At 62.1% G+C, this 17,644-nt stretch carries 17 protein-coding genes; 8 read left to right on the forward strand and 9 right to left on the reverse strand.

The genetic code is table 11. The features are described 5' to 3' along the window. Positions 1–3 precede the first annotated feature (3 nt). From mnmG to hemE, 7 genes are all read right to left on the reverse strand, one after another. The gene (gene mnmG / locus B3H86_RS08160; protein ID WP_292052786.1) at positions 4–1,899 is read right to left on the reverse strand and encodes a tRNA uridine-5-carboxymethylaminomethyl(34) synthesis enzyme MnmG; all 1,896 of its coding nucleotides are present in this window, start codon (positions 1,897–1,899) and stop codon (positions 4–6) included. 71 nt (positions 1,900–1,970) lie between these two features. Then, positions 1,971–3,281, reverse strand: coding sequence for a tRNA uridine-5-carboxymethylaminomethyl(34) synthesis GTPase MnmE (gene mnmE / locus B3H86_RS08165; RefSeq protein ID WP_292052787.1), 1,311 nt, complete (start codon positions 3,279–3,281; stop codon positions 1,971–1,973). Between the two features lie 10 nt (positions 3,282–3,291). Then, positions 3,292–3,534 carry a DUF6489 family protein gene (locus tag B3H86_RS08170; protein ID WP_292052789.1) on the reverse strand — a complete coding sequence of 81 codons (243 nt, stop codon included), beginning with the start codon at positions 3,532–3,534 and terminating at the stop codon, positions 3,292–3,294. A 62-nt stretch (positions 3,535–3,596) separates the two neighbouring features. Next, positions 3,597–5,072 carry a transcription termination factor Rho gene (gene rho, locus B3H86_RS08175; protein ID WP_312820753.1) on the reverse strand — a complete coding sequence of 492 codons (1,476 nt, stop codon included), beginning with the start codon at positions 5,070–5,072 and terminating at the stop codon, positions 3,597–3,599. Positions 5,073–5,290: 218 nt separating this feature from the next. Beyond that, positions 5,291–5,758, reverse strand: coding sequence for a CopD family protein (locus tag B3H86_RS08180; RefSeq protein ID WP_292052793.1), 468 nt, complete (start codon positions 5,756–5,758; stop codon positions 5,291–5,293). A gap of 21 nt (positions 5,759–5,779) precedes the next feature. Next, the gene (hemH, locus tag B3H86_RS08185) at positions 5,780–6,847 is read right to left on the reverse strand and encodes a ferrochelatase (protein WP_312820754.1); all 1,068 of its coding nucleotides are present in this window, start codon (positions 6,845–6,847) and stop codon (positions 5,780–5,782) included. A gap of 4 nt (positions 6,848–6,851) precedes the next feature. Further along, positions 6,852–7,886: a uroporphyrinogen decarboxylase gene (gene hemE / locus B3H86_RS08190; protein WP_292052794.1), complete on the reverse strand. Its 1,035-nt coding sequence runs from the start codon at positions 7,884–7,886 to the stop codon at positions 6,852–6,854. Positions 7,887–8,416: 530 nt separating this feature from the next. Here hemE and B3H86_RS08195 point away from each other — a divergent pair. The 5 genes from B3H86_RS08195 to dnaQ are packed head-to-tail and all read left to right on the forward strand — an operon-like array spanning position 8,417 to position 12,063. Next, the gene (locus B3H86_RS08195) at positions 8,417–9,286 is read left to right on the forward strand and encodes a pyruvate, water dikinase regulatory protein (protein WP_292052796.1); all 870 of its coding nucleotides are present in this window, start codon (positions 8,417–8,419) and stop codon (positions 9,284–9,286) included. Continuing rightward, positions 9,283–9,873, forward strand: coding sequence for a Maf family protein (locus B3H86_RS08200; RefSeq protein ID WP_292052798.1), 591 nt, complete (start codon positions 9,283–9,285; stop codon positions 9,871–9,873). Before B3H86_RS08195 ends, B3H86_RS08200 begins: the two co-directional genes overlap by 4 nt. Continuing rightward, entirely contained in the window at positions 9,870–10,694 is an 825-nt protein-coding gene (aroE, locus tag B3H86_RS08205) for a shikimate dehydrogenase (protein ID WP_292052799.1), read from the forward strand. The genes B3H86_RS08200 and aroE overlap by 4 nt, the downstream gene beginning before the upstream one ends. Continuing rightward, a complete protein-coding gene (gene coaE / locus B3H86_RS08210) occupies positions 10,691–11,323 on the forward strand; it encodes a dephospho-CoA kinase (protein WP_292052801.1) in 633 nt (210 codons plus the stop codon). The genes aroE and coaE overlap by 4 nt, the downstream gene beginning before the upstream one ends. A 17-nt stretch (positions 11,324–11,340) precedes the next feature. Continuing rightward, positions 11,341–12,063 carry a DNA polymerase III subunit epsilon gene (gene dnaQ, locus B3H86_RS08215; RefSeq protein WP_292052803.1) on the forward strand — a complete coding sequence of 241 codons (723 nt, stop codon included), beginning with the start codon at positions 11,341–11,343 and terminating at the stop codon, positions 12,061–12,063. 55 nt (positions 12,064–12,118) lie between these two features. On the opposite strand, the gene secB is transcribed toward dnaQ, so the two are convergent. Continuing rightward, entirely contained in the window at positions 12,119–12,643 is a 525-nt protein-coding gene (gene secB / locus B3H86_RS08220) for a protein-export chaperone SecB (RefSeq protein ID WP_292052805.1), read from the reverse strand. 266 nt (positions 12,644–12,909) lie between these two features. On the opposite strand from secB, the gene timA reads away from it, so the two are divergent. Continuing rightward, positions 12,910–13,548 (forward strand): TIM44-related membrane protein TimA, encoded by a 639-nt coding sequence (gene timA, locus B3H86_RS08225; RefSeq protein ID WP_292052806.1) that lies wholly within the window; start codon positions 12,910–12,912, stop codon positions 13,546–13,548. A 17-nt stretch (positions 13,549–13,565) separates the two neighbouring features. Beyond that, positions 13,566–14,720, forward strand: a complete 1,155-nt coding sequence (locus tag B3H86_RS08230; RefSeq protein ID WP_292052807.1) for an MltA domain-containing protein — start codon at positions 13,566–13,568, stop codon at positions 14,718–14,720. Between the two features lie 3 nt (positions 14,721–14,723). Here the strand turns inward: B3H86_RS08230 and B3H86_RS08235 are convergent, their stop codons facing one another. Continuing rightward, positions 14,724–16,226, reverse strand: coding sequence for a helicase HerA-like domain-containing protein (locus B3H86_RS08235; protein WP_292052809.1), 1,503 nt, complete (start codon positions 16,224–16,226; stop codon positions 14,724–14,726). A 132-nt stretch (positions 16,227–16,358) separates the two neighbouring features. Here B3H86_RS08235 and B3H86_RS08240 point away from each other — a divergent pair, with 132 nt between their 5' ends. Further along, complete coding sequence (locus B3H86_RS08240) at positions 16,359–17,492, forward strand: AI-2E family transporter (protein ID WP_292052811.1); 1,134 nt, start codon at positions 16,359–16,361, stop codon at positions 17,490–17,492. The last annotated feature ends 152 nt before the right edge of the window (positions 17,493–17,644 follow it).

Consider the following 17,644-nt stretch of genomic DNA (forward strand, 5'->3'; position numbering starts at 1 on the left):
GTTTCAGGCGACGATGGTGGCGGCATCCGCGGCAACGGCGCGGGATTTTTTCACGTGGGCGAGAAGTGCGGTCAGCGCACCCGGTGTCATGCCCTCGATACGGCCGGCTTGCCCCAGCGTTTGCGGGCGAACCATGGACAGCTTTTCACGGACTTCGTTCGACAGCGCGCCGATGGCCGAATAGTCGAGGTCCGTCGGCAGGGCCATCCCCTCCTCGCGCCGCAGCGCCTCGGCATCCTGAGCCTGACGATCAAGATAGCCCGCATAAATGGCGTCGATTTCGACCTGTTCACGGACGGACTTCGACCAGTCAGCGATTTCAGGCTTCACACTGAGGAAATGATCCAGCGTCACACCGGGGAAGGACAGAAGATCGCGGATAGAACGGCGCTGGCCATCGGCATTGACGTTGATGCCAAGGGCGGCGGCTTCCTTGGGCGTAAACTGTGTTTCACGTGAAACACGGTTCGCCGAGTATAACCAGTCTGCCTTGTCCAGCCATACTTTTGCACGCTCGGTGCCAACAACACCTGCATCGATACCAAGCTGCGTCAGGCGCACATCGGCATTGTCGGCGCGCAGCGTCAGGCGGTATTCGGCGCGACTCGTAAACATACGGTAGGGTTCGGTGACCCCGCGCGTGACGAGGTCATCGATCATCACGCCAATATAGCCCTGATCGCGACCGAAGATGATCGGGTTCTTGCCCGCCACAGCCCGTGCGGCATTCATGCCCGCCATCAGGCCTTGGGCACCCGCCTCTTCATAGCCGGTCGTGCCATTGATCTGACCCGCCAGATAGAGGCCCGGACGCTTCTTGACCTCGAGCGCCGGAGTCAGTTCGCGCGGATCGACATAGTCGTATTCGATGGCATAGCCGAAGCGGAACACTTCGACATTCTCCAGCCCCGGCATGGTACGCAGGAAGGCCATCTGGGTCGCATCGGAAACCGAAGTCGAAATTCCGTTCGGATAGACGGTCGGATCATCCAGACCTTCGGGTTCAAGGAAGACCTGATGGCTGGTCTTGTCGGCGAAGCGGACGACCTTGTCCTCGATGGACGGGCAGTAGCGCGGCCCGCGACCGGACAGGCGGCCACCGTAAACCGCGCTCTCGCCTAGGTTTTCGGCGATGATCCGGTGGGTTTCCTCGGTCGTATGCGTCACGCCGCAGGCGATCTGGGGCACATCGATCTTGTCGGTCAGGAAGGAGAACGGCACCGGATCGGCGTCGGCTTCCTGTTTTTCCAAACGGTCCCACGCGATGGTGCGGCCATCCAGACGTGCGGGCGTGCCGGTCTTGAGACGGCCCATCATCAGGTCAGCAGAATGCAGGCTAGCCGCCAGTCCGATGGACGGATCATCGCCATAACGGCCCGCCGGAATACGCAGGTCACCACGATGGATCACGCCATTGAGGAAGGTGCCCGTCGTGAGGACAACGGCCCCTGCCCTGATAGTCTTGCCCTCGCCCGTCACCACGCCGACGACGCGGTCGCCATCAAGGATCAGGCTTTCAGCCGTCGATCCCATCAGCGTCAGGTTCGGGTAATCGGCCAGTTCGGCCTGCATGGCCAAACGGTACAGCTTGCGGTCGATCTGGCTGCGCGGCCCCTGCACCGCTGCGCCTTTAGAGCGGTTGAGCAGGCGGAACTGGATGCCGGACTTGTCGGCCAAACGCCCCATGACACCATCCAGCGCGTCTATCTCGCGCACCAGATGTCCCTTACCCAAACCGCCGATGGCCGGATTGCAGCTCATCTCGCCAATGGTTTCGAGCTTCTGGCTCAGCAGCAGGGTGTTGGCACCCACGCGCGCGGCAGCGGTCGCGGCTTCGCAGCCTGCGTGGCCACCGCCGATCACAACGACGTCAAAACTGTAATCCGGGGTAGAGGTCATGCGTGGTCACATAGTGCATCGGGGCGGAAATCTCCACCTCGACACCTCACTTAAAGTTTCACGTGAAACGGCTATTTGCCGATGCAGAAGGACGAGAAAACCTCGCCCAAAATGTCTTCGACGCCGATGGCTCCGGTCACACGGGATAGGGCATCACTGGAACGTCGCAGATCATCGCCCGCCATTTCAGGTGCTACATCAAGTGCGCGGCGGGCCATGCGGGTGGCATCAAGTGCCTCGACCAGTCGCCGACGGTGGCGCTCGCGGGTCACCGCGGGGAAGTCGGCCCCCGACAGATCACGCGCCAGTCGCGCCGACAGCCAGCGATGCAGTTCATCGATACCCTGCCCCGAGACGGTACTGATCGACAGGGCTTCGATCGACGGCACGGGTTCGATCGCGCCAATGTCGGCCTTGTTTAACAGCTGCAGATCGGACGGCTGGATATAGTCCTTTGCCGGATCGTCTCCCTCGGTCGTCGGAGACCGCACCCAGATCCGAAGGTCTGCATTTTCCGCCCGCGCCCGTGCACGGCGGATGCCCTCGGCTTCCACCGGATCATCGCTGTCGCGCAGACCCGCCGTGTCCGACAGGGTCACGGCATAGCCACCGATCATGATATCGGCGTCCAGAACATCGCGCGTGGTGCCGGCAATGGGTGTGACAATCGCAGCCTCGCGCGCGGTCAGGATATTGAACAGCGACGACTTGCCCGCATTCGTTTCGCCCAGCAGGACGATGCGATACCCCTCGCGCACGCGGCGACCACGGTCGGAATCCGCCAATGCGGCCTGAAGATCCGCGATCAGCTTGTCCAACACAGGACCTGCCGTACGGGCCAGATTCTCGGGCACTTCCTCGTCGGGGAAGTCGATTTCGGCTTCCACCAAGCTCATGGCTTTCAGCAGGTCGGCGCGGAAACCGGCATAGGTTTGAGACAACGCACCGTCGAGCTGCCCCAGAGCCTGCGCCTTCTGGGCATCGGTTTCGGCGTCGATAAGGTCGGCGACAGCCTCGGCCTGCGCCAAGTCCATCCGGCCATTCTGGAAGGCGCGGCGGGTGAACTCGCCTGGCTCGGCCGGACGCACGCCCAGATCGATCAGCGACTGACTGGCCGCTTCGATCACCGCCCTGCCCCCGTGCAGGTGGAGTTCAGCGGTGTCCTCTCCCGTATAGGAGTTGGGGCCAACGAAATAGAGCACCAGAGCCTGATCGATCAGCCGCCCGTCATGACGCAGGTTCCGTACGCTGGCCAAGCGTGGCTTTACCGTGCCCGCCCCTATTGCCCTCAGTATGTCTGCGGTGTCCGGACCGGAGATACGGATAATGGCAACGGCCCCGCGACCGGGAGGGGTCGCCAGGGCGAAAATGGTGTCAGTCATGATCGGGAGATCAGCCCTTGGTGGTGCCGCCAGAGACGGCTGCTTCCATCAGGCGGCGGAACTGGTCCTGCGCCTGAACCCCGAAATTAGCCCATGATTTCATAAGCTCTTCGGGCTGCATGGCCGTGATGTTCTCGGCCATGCGCTTTTGCATTTCTGCGACCAGTTGGTCGTTCAGAGGCGCGACATCGGGAAGACCGAGGAAGGCGCGTGCCTCCTGCGGGGTGCACTCGACTTCTACGTTGATCTTCATCCGATGCGCTCCTCATGTTTCACGTGAAACACCGGTATGGCAAGTATGGCCAAGCTTGGTGTTTAGGTATTCATCGACTGGAAGAAATCGGAGTTGTTCTTCGACTGGCGCAGCTTGTCGAGCAGGAACTCGATCGCATCCTGCGGGCCCATCGGGTTGAGGATGCGACGCAGGACATAGGTCTTGGCCAGCTGGTCCTTCGGCGTGATGAGGTCTTCCTTGCGGGTACCCGACTTGAGCACGTCGATGGCCGGGAAGATGCGCTTGTCGGCAACCTTGCGTTCCAGAACGATTTCCGAGTTACCGGTGCCCTTGAACTCTTCGAAGATCACCTCGTCCATGCGGGAGCCGGTGTCGATCAGAGCGGTGGCGATGATGGTCAGCGAACCACCCTGCTCCACGTTACGGGCGGCACCGAAGAAGCGCTTCGGACGCTGCAGGGCGTTGGCGTCCACACCACCGGTCAGAACCTTGCCCGACGACGGCACGGTGGCGTTGTAAGCACGGCCCAGACGGGTGATCGAGTCCAGCAGGATCACGACGTCCTTCTTGTGCTCGACCAGACGCTTGGCCTTTTCGATCACCATTTCAGCCACGGCAACGTGACGCGATGCCGGCTCGTCGAAGGTCGAGGCCACAACCTCGCCCTTCACGGTGCGCTGCATGTCGGTCACTTCTTCGGGGCGTTCGTCGATCAGCAGGACGATCAGGAAGACTTCCGGATGGTTCTTCTCGATCGACTTGGCGATGTTCTGCAGCATGACCGTCTTACCGACTCGCGGCGGTGCCACGATCAGGCAGCGCTGGCCCTTGCCCAGCGGTGCGACGATGTCGATCACACGACCCGAGCGGTCTTTCAGCGTCGGGTCCTGGATTTCCATGTGCAGACGCTCTTCCGGATAGAGCGGCGTCAGGTTGTCGAAGAGGACCTTGGTCTTGACCGTTTCGGGGTCTTCGAAATTGATCGTGTCGACCTTGAGCAGGGCGAAGTAACGCTCACCCTCGCGCGGGCCGCGAACGGCACCGTGGACGGTATCGCCCGAGCGCAGGCCGAAGCGGCGGATCTGCGACGGCGAGACATAGATGTCGTCCGGACCCGGCAGGTAGTTGGCGTCGGGGCTACGCAGGAAGCCAAAACCGTCCGGCAGGATTTCCAGCACGCCCGAGGCGATGATCTCGACTTCTTCGTCGGCAAGGGTCTTCAGGATGGCGAACAGCAGGTCCTGCTTGCGCAGGTTGCCGGCGTTCTCGATGTCCAGGCCTTCGGCAAAGGCAACCAGTTCTTCCGGCGTCTTTTCGTTCAGTTCCTGCAAGGTGATGCGGCCGTTCGGGCCTTGCGGCTCGCCGTCCTCGTCATCTTCCTCGGCCGTGGTGTCGACGCCCGTATAGTCGTTCTGCACGACTTCCTCGGTTTCGGTCGGGGCCTCGGCCTCTGCGGGCGCGGCCTTCACACCACCGAGGGTCAGGGTGCGACGCGGGCGCACTCCCTGATTTTCAGCAGCGTTTTCAACGACTTCGTTTTCAGGCGTATCGGTCATAATGCAGGCTCATATGCTCAGCCGCACACCTCTTCAGGCGCACGGTTGGCTCATCTCGCAAATTGTGTCGGCCGGAGCCGTAAAGGGAATAACAGCCGGTTCCCGTTCGCCGAACGATCAGGGGCTGTCGAAAAGAGAGGCACCGTGCTGTCGCTGACCCCACGGTTCAAACCAGCGAAAACACGGATCGCCCTTACCGGTCAAGGCACCAAAACGTATTAGGCACCCCACTCCATCGTTACGGCCAGGACCATGACAATCGCGATCAGGAACGGGATTTCGTTCGTCATACGCCAGAACTTGCCCGTACGGGTCGAGGTGCCGTTGGCAATCTTCTTGCGGCTGGCGGCCAGAAAACCGTGCCAGCCCAGAAGCGCGAACACGCCCAGCAGCTTCACCAACATCCACGGCTGATGCGCGAACGAGAAGTCGGCCCCCTGCCCCGAGCGGAACCAGAACAGGCTGATGCCGAAGACCAGCGACAGGATCATGGCCGGATTGATGATGATCCGCAGCAGACGCGCCTGCCACGTACGCAACAGAGCCTGCATTTCCGAACGCAGCGGCTCGGCCTTGGCATTTTGCTCCGCGTCATAGGCGTACAGGCGCGGCAGGTAGAGGATACCGCTCATCCAGGCGATCACAGCGATGATGTGCAGGCCACGAGCCACGTCATAGGCGTTCATTCAGGCATCCCCAAAAGCGGTTCATGCGACCTCGGTCGCTGTTGTCGGTCGGACCGGATTGGCAAAACGGTCGTCGCACGCGCAACTGCCATTACCACAACGCGAGGTCTGTCCGCCCAATATTGTCAGGGTTTCCTGCGCGAGGGCCGCGATGAAATCGGCATCGGCCCCCACGGCAGGCGCGCGCAGATAGGGCGCACAGCCCACTTCATGCGCCAGTTCGCCATACTCGATGTCCAGTTCGACCAGCGTCTCGATGTGTTCGGACACAAAGGCGATCGGCACGACCAATGCGCCAACACGATCGGCTGCCGCCTGTTTGATGGCATCGGGCGTCGCCGGACCCAACCATTCCAGAGGCCCGACCTTGGACTGGTAGCAGATCGCCCAGTCGGTCAGGCCCAGCTTGGCGACCACCGCCGCAACCGTCGCCTCGACCTGCGCCTGATAGGGATCGCCCTTTTCGACCAGTTTCGACGGGATACCGTGGGCGGAGAACAGCACGCGCACGGGCTTGCCTTCGGCCCGTGCCATCGTCTCGCGGATCATGCGGGCCTGTGCCTCCACAAAGCCCTGAGACTGCGGATAGCAGCAGACCGTGTGCTGACGTCCGGATCCCTTGTAGGTATTGCGCCACAGCTTCAGCGAAGAGGCCGTCGTCGTGGTCGAATACTGCGGATAGAGGGGCAGGAAGACCACCTCATCCGGCCGGAAAGCCTCGACCGCCCGCGCCGTTTCGTCCGTAAACGGGTGCCAGTAGCGCATGGCGATGAAAACGCGTGTCTCGTCATCCGGCAGGGTCGCGTTCAGACGGGCTTCCAGCGCCTCGGCCTGTTTGCGCGTTTCGGGCAAAAGCGGAGAGCCTCCCCCCATCAGCGCATAGTTTTCCTGCGCCGGCTTCTCGCGGCGGCTGGAGATCAGCTTGGCCAGCGGCGTGCGGAAAATCCCCGGCAGGCCGATGATGGCCGGATCGTTGAACAGGTTGAACAGAAAGGGTTTGACGCTGTCCGGACCGTCCGGCCCGCCCAGATTGGCCAGCACCACCGCGATGCGGCGGCCCGGCCCCGATTTCAGTGGTGTGACCGACATGGGCTTATTGCGCTCCAATACGCTTCAGAACCTGCTCGACATGCGCGATCGGCACGTCTGGCGTGATGCCGTGACCCAGGTTGAACACCCACGGCCCCTGCCCCCACGCTTCCATAAGTTGATCGACACGGCGATCCAATTGCTCGCCCCCGACGCGCAGCAGCATCGGGTCCAGCGCGCCCTGGATCGGCTTGATCTGCTGCACGCGCTTGCCGACTTCCAGCGGACAGGCGGTATCCAGCGCCACGGCATCCACGTCGCATTCACGGGCATAGCGTTCGGCAATCGCCGCCGAGCCGCGCGGGAAGCCCATGATCGGCACCGTCACCCCCAGTTCACGCGCACGGGCCACCAGTTTCTGGTGCGGGCGAAGAACGAGGCTTTCGAAGAGATTGTCCGGAAGACCTTCGGCCCAGCTCTCGAAAATCTTGAGCACCATGGCGCCTGCATCCTGCTGCATCTTCAGATAATGCGCGGTGCTTTCGATCAGGGCGTCGAGGACGGCATCGACCTTTTGCGGGTCGGCATAGGCATAGGCGCGGGCGGCAGCGCGCTCACCCTTACCGATGGTGCGGGCCTCGCCGTCGAGCATATAGGTCGCAACGGTCCAGGGAGCCCCTGCAAAGCCAATCAAGGTCTTTGACGGGTCCAACTGTGCGCGGACCAAGGAAAGGCTCTCACCGACCGCCTTAAGGGCCTCTCCGGCGAAGGGAGCCTTCTCCGACATCTCCTCGACCGACGGCAGGACGCCCAGACGCGGCCCCTCGCCTGCCTCGAACCAGACCTTCTGGCCCAGCGCACCCGGGATCAGCAGAATGTCCGCAAAGATTATGGCCGCATCGAAACCGTAACGGCGCATCGGCTGAAGCGTCGCTTCGGCGGCCATTTCCGGATTCAGGCAGAAGGAAATGAAATCCGGCGCCTTGGCCCGCAGCTCGCGGTACTCCGGCAGGTGACGGCCTGCCTGACGCATGAACCATACGGGAGGACGGGTAGTCGTCTGGCCCTGAAGAGCCTGGATCATAAGAGGGGTGCTCATGACCAAAGGCTTTAACGTTCCCCAAGCCCCAAGCTCAATCTCAAATCGAAATTATAAAAATTAGAATTGGAAGTTGGAATTTGGGCAGGGGACGACGTGGACAGTTTTTCGTTGTCCCGCCGGTGGAAGATGTTTTCCTATCGATGGCCGGAATGAATCCATGAGGGTGAAAGCCTGTGTGTGGATTATGGGGAAAACCCGTGAAACACCCGAGTCAATTGGGCTCTCCTCTGGGCGCCGTTGTGGGTGAGTCGCTGGGCGCCAAAATTGGACAGCAATTTCTGTACACAGCATGGGATAGATAACCGGCGCCCAATTTGACGGGCAGGGCGCCGTTCATGACTTTGGCGCCCGATCTTCATGGGCACCCTCCATGGCGCCGCAGAACGCCCAATTCGGCGCCCAGAAATCGGCGAATGGCGCCCCGGGTTTTCCACACGGTCAGGGCGCCGTTTTGGTGGGTATGGGCGCCACGACGCAAACGGGGCTAGAACAGCGTCACCCGTCCTTTGACCGCTCAAGGAAGACGAATGAGCCCCGCGCGCCCGCCCGGCACCTCGCGTATCGCGACCTATTTCCACGTCCATCTGGTGTCTGACTCGACAGGTGAGACGCTGAACGCGATGGCCAAGGCTGTTGTCGCCCGCTTTGACGGCGTTATTCCTATCGAACACATCTATGCCCTGGTCCGCTCGGAGCGACAGATGGAAGAGGTGTTGGCCGAGGTCGCCGATGCCCCCGGTCTGGTCCTGCATACGGTGGTTGACCGTGATCTGCGCGAACAGCTGGAACGCGGCTGTAAGGCTTTGAATATTCCGCAGATCGGTGCGCTTGATCCGCTGATCATGGCCCTGTCGCACTATCTCGGTGCGGATGTTTCTGCCCGCGTCGGGGCCCAGCACGCTCTGGATACCGGCTATTTCAACCGTATGAGCGCGCTGGATTACGCCATCGCCCACGATGACGGTCAGGGATCGCTGTCCGAGCTGGAAGAGGCCGATGTCGTCCTGTGCGGGGTCAGCCGCACATCCAAGACGCCCACCTGTATCTATCTGGCCCATCGCGGCATCCGCGCGGCCAATGTGCCGCTGGTGCCCGGTTCCGAAGACGGATCGCGTCTGGAAGGACTGCGCAATCCGCTGGTGATCGGCCTGACGGTTTCGCCTGACCGTCTGGTCCAGATCCGTCGCAACCGTCTGGACAGCCTGAACCAGATCCAGGAGACGGACTATGTCGACCACGACGCCGTCCGCGCCGAAATCATCAAGGCCCGTCGTGATTTTGAACGCCGTGGCTGGCCTGTGATCGATGTCACCCGACGCTCGGTCGAGGAAACGGCGGCAGCCATAGTCAATCTGGTCAATGCACGGCGCAATCGCCGCATGGGAGTGCCTTCATGAGTTCGGTCCGCTTTATTCTGGCGTCCAAGAGCGCGGTGCGCCGCGAGGTGCTGACCAATGCGGGCGTGGCTTTTGATGTTCAGGTGGCCGGCGTCGATGAAGACGCCCTGAAGGTTCCGGGTGTCGATCCCCGCCAACTGGCCATCGATCTGGCCAAGGCCAAGGCATTGGCTGTATCGGCGAAGCATCCCGATGCGGTGGTGCTAGGTGCGGACCAGACGCTGGCCTTTGATGGCGGTCTGATCTCCAAGGCCCCTGATCTGGAACAGGCCAAGGCGCGTCTGGCGGCCATGCGAGGCCGTCCGCACCAGCTTCATTCCGGTGTCGCTCTGGCCCGCGGCGGAGAAATCGTCTGGGCCGATGCCGATACGGCGGACATGCTTGTGCGTGATTTCTCCGACGCCTTTCTGGAAGCCTATATCGCGCACGAAGGCGAGGAACTGCTGCACTGCGTCGGTTCCTATCGCCTCGAGGGCATGGGATCGCAGCTGTTTGACAAGGTGGACGGCGACTATTTCACCGTGCTGGGCATGCCGCTATGGCTGGTGCTGGACAAGCTGCGCACCTTTGGAGTGCTGCCCGCATGAGCCGGATCAGCGGACGCGCCATTCTGGCCGGTGTGGTCGGTCAGCCCATCGGTCACAGCCTCAGCCCCGCCATCCATAACGGATGGCTGGATGCGGCGGGCATCGACGGCACCTATGCGGCCTTTGGCCCCAAGGATGCGGAGGGGTTCGACGCCCTTCTGAACGCGGGCCGTGCCGGACTGATTGCGGGCGTGAATGTCACCGCCCCCTTTAAGGAACAGGCCTTTGCCGCCTGTGATCGGGTGTCCGAGGCGGCGCGGCTGGTCAAATCGGCCAATATCCTTGTGTTCAAGGATGGCCAAATCCATGGCGACAGTTCTGATGGCCGCGGGGTCATCAATGCCCTGTCGGAACAGGCACCAGCGCTTGAACTCAACGGCGCCAAGGTCGTGCTGTTGGGCGCCGGCGGTGCCAGCCGCGCCGCTGCGGGGGCCTTGGTCACGGCAGGGGCAAGGGTATCGGTGCTCAACCGCACGAAAGAGCGGGCACAGGCCTTGGCCGATGATCTGGGCGGCCTGGTCACTGTCGCTGACGGCGAGGCCGAGACCTATGACGCCGATCTGCTGATCAATGCGCTGAGCGTGCCGCCGACCTATGATGTGCGCCGCTTGAAGCCGACGGTGGTGGTCATGGACATGACCTATAAGCCGCTGATCACCCCCTTCCTCCAGTCGGGCCGCGATCACGGACTGACGGTGGTGGATGGGCTGGCGATGCTGATCGGACAGGCTGTTCCGTCGTTCGAGGCCTTCTTTGGCCGGACGCCCCCGTCGATCGACATCCGGTCCACCATCCTGACCCTGTTGGGAGAGGCCCGATGATTATTCTGGGCCTGACGGGTGGGATAGGCATGGGCAAATCGACCACCGCCGACTTCTTTCGCGAAGAAGGGGCTGTGGTCTGGGATGCCGACGCGGCCGTTCACCGTCTGTACGCCAAGGGCGGAGAGGCAGTCGCCGATATCGCCAAGGCTTTCGGGCCTGATGTTATCGTTGACGGGGCGGTGGATCGCCCGCGTTTGGCGGCGGTTCTCGGCAATGACGGGGCGCAGTTCGATCGTCTGAACGCGATTGTTCACCCCTTGGTCCTGAAAGACCGGATGTGGGCAATGGGGACGGCCAAGGAAGAGGGTGTTCGTCTCTTCATCGTGGATATTCCCCTTCTGTTCGAGACGGGGGCCGACGCCTATGTCGATGCCACGGTGGTCGCTTCGGCACCGGCAGAACTTCAGCGGGAGCGGGTTCTGGCCCGACCGGGCATGACGCCGGAGCGCCTTGAGGCCATTGTCGCGCGCCAGATGCCAGATGCCGAAAAGCGGGCGCGGGCCGACTTTATCGTCGAGACCGGCGAGGGCCTTGAGCCAGCCCGCCAAAGGATCAGACAGATTGTCGCCACTGTCCTTGATCCGTCGTGGAAGAGCGCCCGCGCGGGCCTTTTCTCGGACCAATAAAGGGGGCAATACAGGGCATGCGCGAAATCGTCCTCGATACCGAAACCACCGGCTTTGATCCCAAGTCCGGCGACCGCCTGATTGAAGTGGGCTGTATCGAGATTGTCGACCTGTTGCCGACGGGGCGGACCTATCACTGCTACGTCAATCCGGAGCGATCCATCCCGGAGGATGCCATTAAGGTCCACGGCATCACCGACGATATGGTCAAGGATGCGCCGATCTTTGCCAAGATGGCAGACGAGTTCCTGGATTTTATCGGCGATGCGCCCCTGATCGCGCACAATGCGGCCTTCGACCGGAACTTCATCGACTGGGAATTGACCCTCGCGCACAAGCCCATCACCGGCGAGCCGCGCTGGATCGATACTCTGGCCATCGCCAAGTCAAAGTTCCCGGGCCAGCCCAATACGCTGGACGCCCTATGCAAGCGCTACAAGATCTCGCTGGCCGACCGGACCTATCACGGCGCGCTGATCGACGCCCGCCTTCTGGCCGAGGTCTATCTGGAGCTGAAGGGTGGCAAGGAACGGACCTTTGATCTGGGCGGTGGTGCGGTCAGCACTTCGGGACTGCCGGTGGTTCAGGGGCGCACCGAACATGGTCCGCGCCCGCGTGCCCTGCCCCCGCGACTGACCCCGCAGGAAGACGCCGATCACCGTGCCTTTCTGGCCAAATGGGTCAAGGATCCGCTCTGGACCCGTTTCGGCGTTGAACCCGCAGCCAAGGACGAAGCCTGAACAAAAAAGCCCGCCGCGTTATGTGACGGGCTTTTGTGTGTTTGATCGGTAAGGATCAGGCCTGACCGGTTTCGGCCGGAGAGCCCGCGATCTGCTGCTGGCGGGCCACATAGATGGCGGCAAAGTCGATCGGGTCGACCATGAACGGCGGATAGAAGCCGCCGTCGGCCGTGGCCTGGGCAATGATCTGGCGCGCGAACGGGAAGAGGTAGCGCGGGCATTCGATGAGCAGCATCGGCTCGATGTCCTGCGGTGCCACACCCGTCAGGGCGAACAGGCCACCGTAGACCAGCTCGACCTGGAACACCGGAGTGTTGTCTTCGGCGCTGGCCTTGACGCTCAGCTTCAGCTCGACTTCGAACAGACCGTCCGGACGGCCCGCGGCGTTCATCTCGACGCCCATGTCGATGGCCGGCTTGCCTTCGATGCGCAGGCTTTCCGGTGCCTTCGGGTTCTCGAACGACATGTCGCGAACATATTGGGTCAGGATGCGGAAGCCCGGACCTTGCGGCTGACCCTGTGCCTGATCGGCTTGCGGGTTCTGGCCGTTGGGGTCGGTGGGCTGCGTAGCGTCAGTCATATCGAAGGCCGTCTCTTGAAAAAAACGAAGTGCCCCCGTTTGGGGCGGGTTTATGGCGTCGCGGTAGCACGTTGGGACTATCCGTCGCAACGGTAGGTGGAAGCTGAGACACTTGCTTTGCCTTGCGCCGGTCCTAATCGCCCCCTAATCACAAGGATAAGAAGGCGCTGTTGTCCTGTTCGCCGGTTTTCGGATAGCGGATTTGGCTGACAGCTGCCCATGAGGGCCAGTACGACTGGCCGGATACACTGAGGAATGACTACGTCGTGACCGTCCAGATCGTGTTGTTCGCCGTTCTAGCGGCGTTTCTGCTGTTCCAGCTCTATAACGTCTTGGGCAAGAAGGTCGGGCGTCAGCCCGAGGACAACGCCAAAAAGGCCAAGGCCAAGGGCATGGTCATTGCCCCCCCTCTGCCCGTCGGCGGTGATCCCAAGGTGCAGGGGCAACCGCCTGTGGACCCCGCAATCGCCACGGCGATTGCAGGTCTGAAGGAGCGTGATCCGGCTTTTGATCCGGCCCGCTTCATTGATGGGGCCCGCCAGGCCTATGAAACCATTGTCCGTGCCTATGCGCGCGGTGACCGTGAGGCCCTGCGCCCCCTGCTGACCGAAAAGGTCATGGCCTCTTTCAACGCCGGTATCTCGGCCCGCGAGACGGCGGGACGTACCGAGGCCGTGGAACTGGTATCCCCGCCACGTGCCGATCTCGAACTGGGCACCGTAGAGGGTGATGTCGCCAAGGCCCGCGTGCGCTTCCTCGCCGAGGTGCGCAATACGGTTACCGAAACCTCCGGTGAAAGCCATGTCGAGGAACGCCGTACCGCCGAGGTATGGACGTTCGAGCGTCGCCTCGGTTCCTCGGACCCCAACTGGGCTTTGGCCAAGGTCGAGGCGGCCACGGCCTGATGGGGGCAGAGGGTAGTATGCGTAGCGTAGCGGGTAATGGATTGAATTCCGCAGGCCGTGGCTTTGCCGGACTGGCACTTGTCCTTCTGGCAGCGGCCTGTGCCTCGTCGCCGAAAGTACCCACCCTTCCCTATCCGGGACAGCCGAATGTCCCGCCGGTGAACTATCCGCCGGCCAATGTGCCGCCCCAGACGGGGCCCGTGCCCTATCCCGGACCCCAACCCTATGGCCAACCCCTGACCCAGCTTCCGGGCTGGGAGTACGAGGATCATCAAGGCGCGCTGCGGGCCTATGCCGAGGGCTGTGGTGTATTGCGCACCCCCTATCAGGCTTGCCAGAACGCCAAGTCCATGATGTCCCGCTATCCGCACCCTTCCGCGGAAACCGCGCGGGCCTTTTTCGAGCAATGGTTCGTGGCTGTCGAAGTGCGCAACGATGATGGCTCCAACGGTTTGCTGACATCCTATTTCGCGCCTGAATATCCGGCCCGTTGGATTCCGGATTCAGAGTTCGACATGCCTGTTCTCAGCCGTCCGGCCAATCTGGCGTCGGTGGGCGACCGGCGGGCCATCGAGGCAGGTTCGGCGCAGTCGCAGGCCTTGGCCTGGATGCGGGCCGAGGATCTGTTCTTCCTGCAGATCCAGGGCTCAGGAAACCTGACCTTCCCCGACGGGCGCCGCATGCGGGCAGCCTATGCCGCCGACAATGGACAGAGATTTGTCGGTATTGCCCGTCCTATGGCCGAGCGCGGCCTGTTGCCGCAAAACGGTACGTCGGGTGATGCCATCCGCGGCTGGCTGGCCCGTAACCGCGGTCCGCTGGCGCGCGAGGTGATGCAGCTCAATCCCCGCTACATCTTCTTCACCCTGGCCCCTGATGACGGTCGCGAAGCGGTCGGCGCGGCGAACATTCCATTGCACGCACGGCGGTCCATCGCGGTGGATCCGTCGAAATGGTCGTATGGCGAAGCTGTATGGATCGAAGGTGATGGCGGGAACCTGCGCGGCGCCCGTGGCAGCTATCGGGGCTTGATGATGGCGCTCGATACCGGATCGGCCATTCGCGGCCAGGTCCGTGCCGATCTCTATATGGGCACAGGCGATGCTGCCGGTGCGGAAGCGGGCACCGTCAGGCACCCGCTTCGCATGTGGCGGCTGATGCCGCGCCAATAAGGCCTAGCGGCGTTTCAGTCCGCCCAGCACACCGCGTAACAGTTCACGCGTAATGGTGGAGCCGGCAGTACGCAGCACCGACTTCATCAGGGCTTCGGTCGGTGTCTGCCGGCTGGATCTGCGCGCCGGAGCGCGGGTGGTCTTTGCGGCCTCTTTCTGGGCCTTGGCGCGTTGCTTTTCGGCTTCTTCGGCCTGTTTTTGTTCGGCCTCGATACGTGTGGCCTGTGCCTTGCGGGCTTTCAGCACTTCTTCGGCGCTCTCGCGGTTGATGGCCGTACCGTAGACGCCGCGTACAGGGCTGGACTGCAGGATTTGCGCCCGCTCTGCATCGGTTGCCGGGCCCAGACGCGAGTCCGGTGGCCTGATCTTGGAGCGGGCCACCACCGTCGGTGCCCCTTTCTCGTCCAGCGTCGAGACAAGCGCCTCGCCCACCCCGAGCGCCTGTATGGCCTCGGCGGTGTCAAAGCCCCCATTGGTGCGGAAGGATTGAGCGGCCGCTCTCAGGCCCTTCTGCTCGGCGGGTGTATAGGCGCGCAGGGCGTGCTGGATGCGGTTTCCCATCTGGGCCAGCACAGTGTCGGGAATATCGGCGGGGTTCTGGGTGACGAAATAGACACCGACACCTTTCGAGCGGATCAGGCGGACGACCTGTTCGATCTTTTCCAGCAGACTTTTGGGCGCATCCTTGAAGAGCAGGTGGGCTTCATCGAAGAAGAAGACGAGGCGCGGCTTGTCCGGGTCACCGATTTCGGGAAGCTGTTCGAACAGTTCCGACAGCAGCCACAGCAGGAATGCCGCGTACAGGCGCGGATTGTTCATCAGGCGGGTGGAGTCCAGAACATTGATCTGGCCCCGTCCGTCCAGGGACGTCCGGATCAGGTCGTCCAGCCTCAGGGCGGGTTCGCCGAAAAAGGATTTGGCCCCCTGTTGTTCCAGCTGGAGCAGGGCCCTTTGGATGGCGGCCACGGACTGGGGCGAGACGTTGCCCACCTCGGCACCGATGGTCTTGGCGTTCTCGGACACATAGGTCAGCAGGCTGCGCAAATCCTCCAGATCCAGCAGCAGCAGGCCCTCCTTGTCCGCGACGTGGAAGGCGATGGACAGTACGCCCTCCTGCACGTCGTTCAATTCCAGCATCCGGGCCAGCAACAAGGGCCCGACATCTGAGACCGTGGCCCGGATCGGATGGCCCTTTTCTCCGAACAGATCCCAGAACACGGTCGGTGCGGCCCGGCCGGTCAGTTCCAGACCCATTTTACCGGCGCGTTCCGAAAACTTGGCCACATCTCCGGGCTGGCTCACCCCTGACAGGTCGCCTTTGATATCGGCGCAGAACACCGGCACGCCCGCGTCTGAAAAGCCCTGTGCCATGATCTGCAGGGTGACAGTCTTTCCCGTGCCTGTAGCACCGGCGACGATGCCGTGGCGGTTGGCGCGGTTGAGCAGGAGTTTCTGGGGTTCGCCCTCGAAGGACTGACCCAGAAATATCGAAGGCGCATCGGTCATTAAAACGGTCTCCGTATCAGAACCCTACGCTGCGTCACGCGTGAGCGAACGACAAGAGGCTAGGGCCGATAAAGGAACATTCCCGTCTCCCAGCGATTGACGCTCCGCCGCCTAAACTGGACACTCTCTGCTATGAAGCTGCCGCTTACCTCAGACACAGCCCTTGCCTCGCGTAATGCGTTGGTGCTCACCGCCGTCGTGGCTGCCGGTGCCACCCTGTACTGGCTGAGGGATATTCTGACGCCGCTGGCGATGGCCATCTTCCTGATGATCATGATCGCGGGGATCGAGCGCTGGCTGATCAACAAGGCACGGGTTCCTGTGCGCTTTGCCGGTATCGCGGCTGTGGGCCTGGTGGTTGTCGGCTTCCTTGGCTCGCTATGGATCATCGTTGACGGCGCGGCTGGCTTCTTCACAGACGCCACCGGTGTCGCGGGCAGTATCGGCCCGCGTCTCGACCGGATTATTCTGGATATCAGCGGCATGGTCGGTATGGAACATCCTCCGACGTTCCAGGACCTCATGGCCGGTGTCGATGTCCGCGGCTGGCTGACGGTTGCGGCGGTTCAGGTACAGGGTGCCGCTTCGGGTGCCTTCTTCGTACTGATTTATCTCGGCTTTCTGATCGCCTCAAAGCAGGGCTTCAAAAAGAAGATCATCAATATGTTCCCTGACCGTGGACGTCGTCACGAGGCCGTGGAGGTTTTCGAACGTGTTCGCGGTGGCGTTGAGGGCTATCTGTGGGTGCAGGCTGTTACTGGCGTGATGATCTGTCTGGTGGCCTGGATATTGATGCGTGTGGTGGGTCTTCAGAACGCCGAGTTCTGGACCTTTGTGATCTTTATCGTGGGCTTTATCCCGATCCTGGGCGGTGCGATTGCGGGTCTGGCGCCGCCGTTGTTCGCGCTGGTCCAGTTTGAAAGCTATTGGCCTGCCATGATCCTGTTGATCGGTTTGCAGGTTGTGCTGTTTGTCGTCGGCAATGTCGTCCAGCCGCGCATGCAGGGCGACAACCAGAATATCGACCCCATTGCCGTACTTCTGGCCCTGGCCTTCTGGGGCAAGATGTGGGGCGTGGCCGGTATGTTCCTGTCCACTCCGCTGGCTGTCATGGCGATGGCTATTCTGGCGGAATTCAAATCGTCGCGCTGGATGGCGGTCCTGCTGTCCGGTGACGGCAATCCATATGCGGAAAAAGGCGACGACAATGGTGATGGCAAGAAAGCGTCACTATTCGAGCGGGTGTTAGGAAAGTTCACGCGCTGATTTCAAAAAGACCGAAAAAATTCGTCTATCGGTCCTTGATTCGCCGCAATCGACCCCTAAATCGGTAATCACACGACGGGGTCCCTTCCCCCTCCCCTCCCCCTGGGGCCCTTCGTAAATGGCCGGCGCTTCCCCTCCCCCTCCTATAGCGC

The sequence above is a fragment of the Brevundimonas sp. UBA5866 genome, assembly GCF_002432125.1.
Lineage (GTDB): Bacteria > Pseudomonadota > Alphaproteobacteria > Caulobacterales > Caulobacteraceae > Brevundimonas.

Bases quoted from the DNA above. Each gene is read 5' to 3' on its own strand.
- mnmE (WP_292052787.1), bottom strand. From the start codon at position 3,281: ATGACTGACACCATTTTCGCCCTGGCGACCCCTCCCGGTCGCGGGGCC.
- B3H86_RS08180 (WP_292052793.1), bottom strand. From the start codon at position 5,758: ATGAACGCCTATGACGTGGCTCGTGGCCTGCACATCATCGCTGTGATC.
- secB (WP_292052805.1), bottom strand. From the start codon at position 12,643: ATGACTGACGCTACGCAGCCCACCGACCCCAACGGCCAGAACCCGCAA.
- B3H86_RS08230 (WP_292052807.1), top strand. From the start codon at position 13,566: ATGCGTAGCGTAGCGGGTAATGGATTGAATTCCGCAGGCCGTGGCTTT.
- B3H86_RS08200 (WP_292052798.1), top strand. From the start codon at position 9,283: ATGAGTTCGGTCCGCTTTATTCTGGCGTCCAAGAGCGCGGTGCGCCGC.
- B3H86_RS08240 (WP_292052811.1), top strand. From the start codon at position 16,359: ATGAAGCTGCCGCTTACCTCAGACACAGCCCTTGCCTCGCGTAATGCG.
- B3H86_RS08195 (WP_292052796.1), top strand. From the start codon at position 8,417: ATGAGCCCCGCGCGCCCGCCCGGCACCTCGCGTATCGCGACCTATTTC.
- dnaQ (WP_292052803.1), top strand. From the start codon at position 11,341: ATGCGCGAAATCGTCCTCGATACCGAAACCACCGGCTTTGATCCCAAG.
- mnmG (WP_292052786.1), bottom strand. From the start codon at position 1,899: ATGACCTCTACCCCGGATTACAGTTTTGACGTCGTTGTGATCGGCGGT.
- rho (WP_312820753.1), bottom strand. From the start codon at position 5,072: ATGACCGATACGCCTGAAAACGAAGTCGTTGAAAACGCTGCTGAAAAT.
- hemH (WP_312820754.1), bottom strand. From the start codon at position 6,847: ATGTCGGTCACACCACTGAAATCGGGGCCGGGCCGCCGCATCGCGGTG.
- B3H86_RS08170 (WP_292052789.1), bottom strand. From the start codon at position 3,534: ATGAAGATCAACGTAGAAGTCGAGTGCACCCCGCAGGAGGCACGCGCC.
- B3H86_RS08235 (WP_292052809.1), bottom strand. From the start codon at position 16,226: ATGACCGATGCGCCTTCGATATTTCTGGGTCAGTCCTTCGAGGGCGAA.
- hemE (WP_292052794.1), bottom strand. From the start codon at position 7,886: ATGAGCACCCCTCTTATGATCCAGGCTCTTCAGGGCCAGACGACTACC.
- coaE (WP_292052801.1), top strand. From the start codon at position 10,691: ATGATTATTCTGGGCCTGACGGGTGGGATAGGCATGGGCAAATCGACC.
- aroE (WP_292052799.1), top strand. From the start codon at position 9,870: ATGAGCCGGATCAGCGGACGCGCCATTCTGGCCGGTGTGGTCGGTCAG.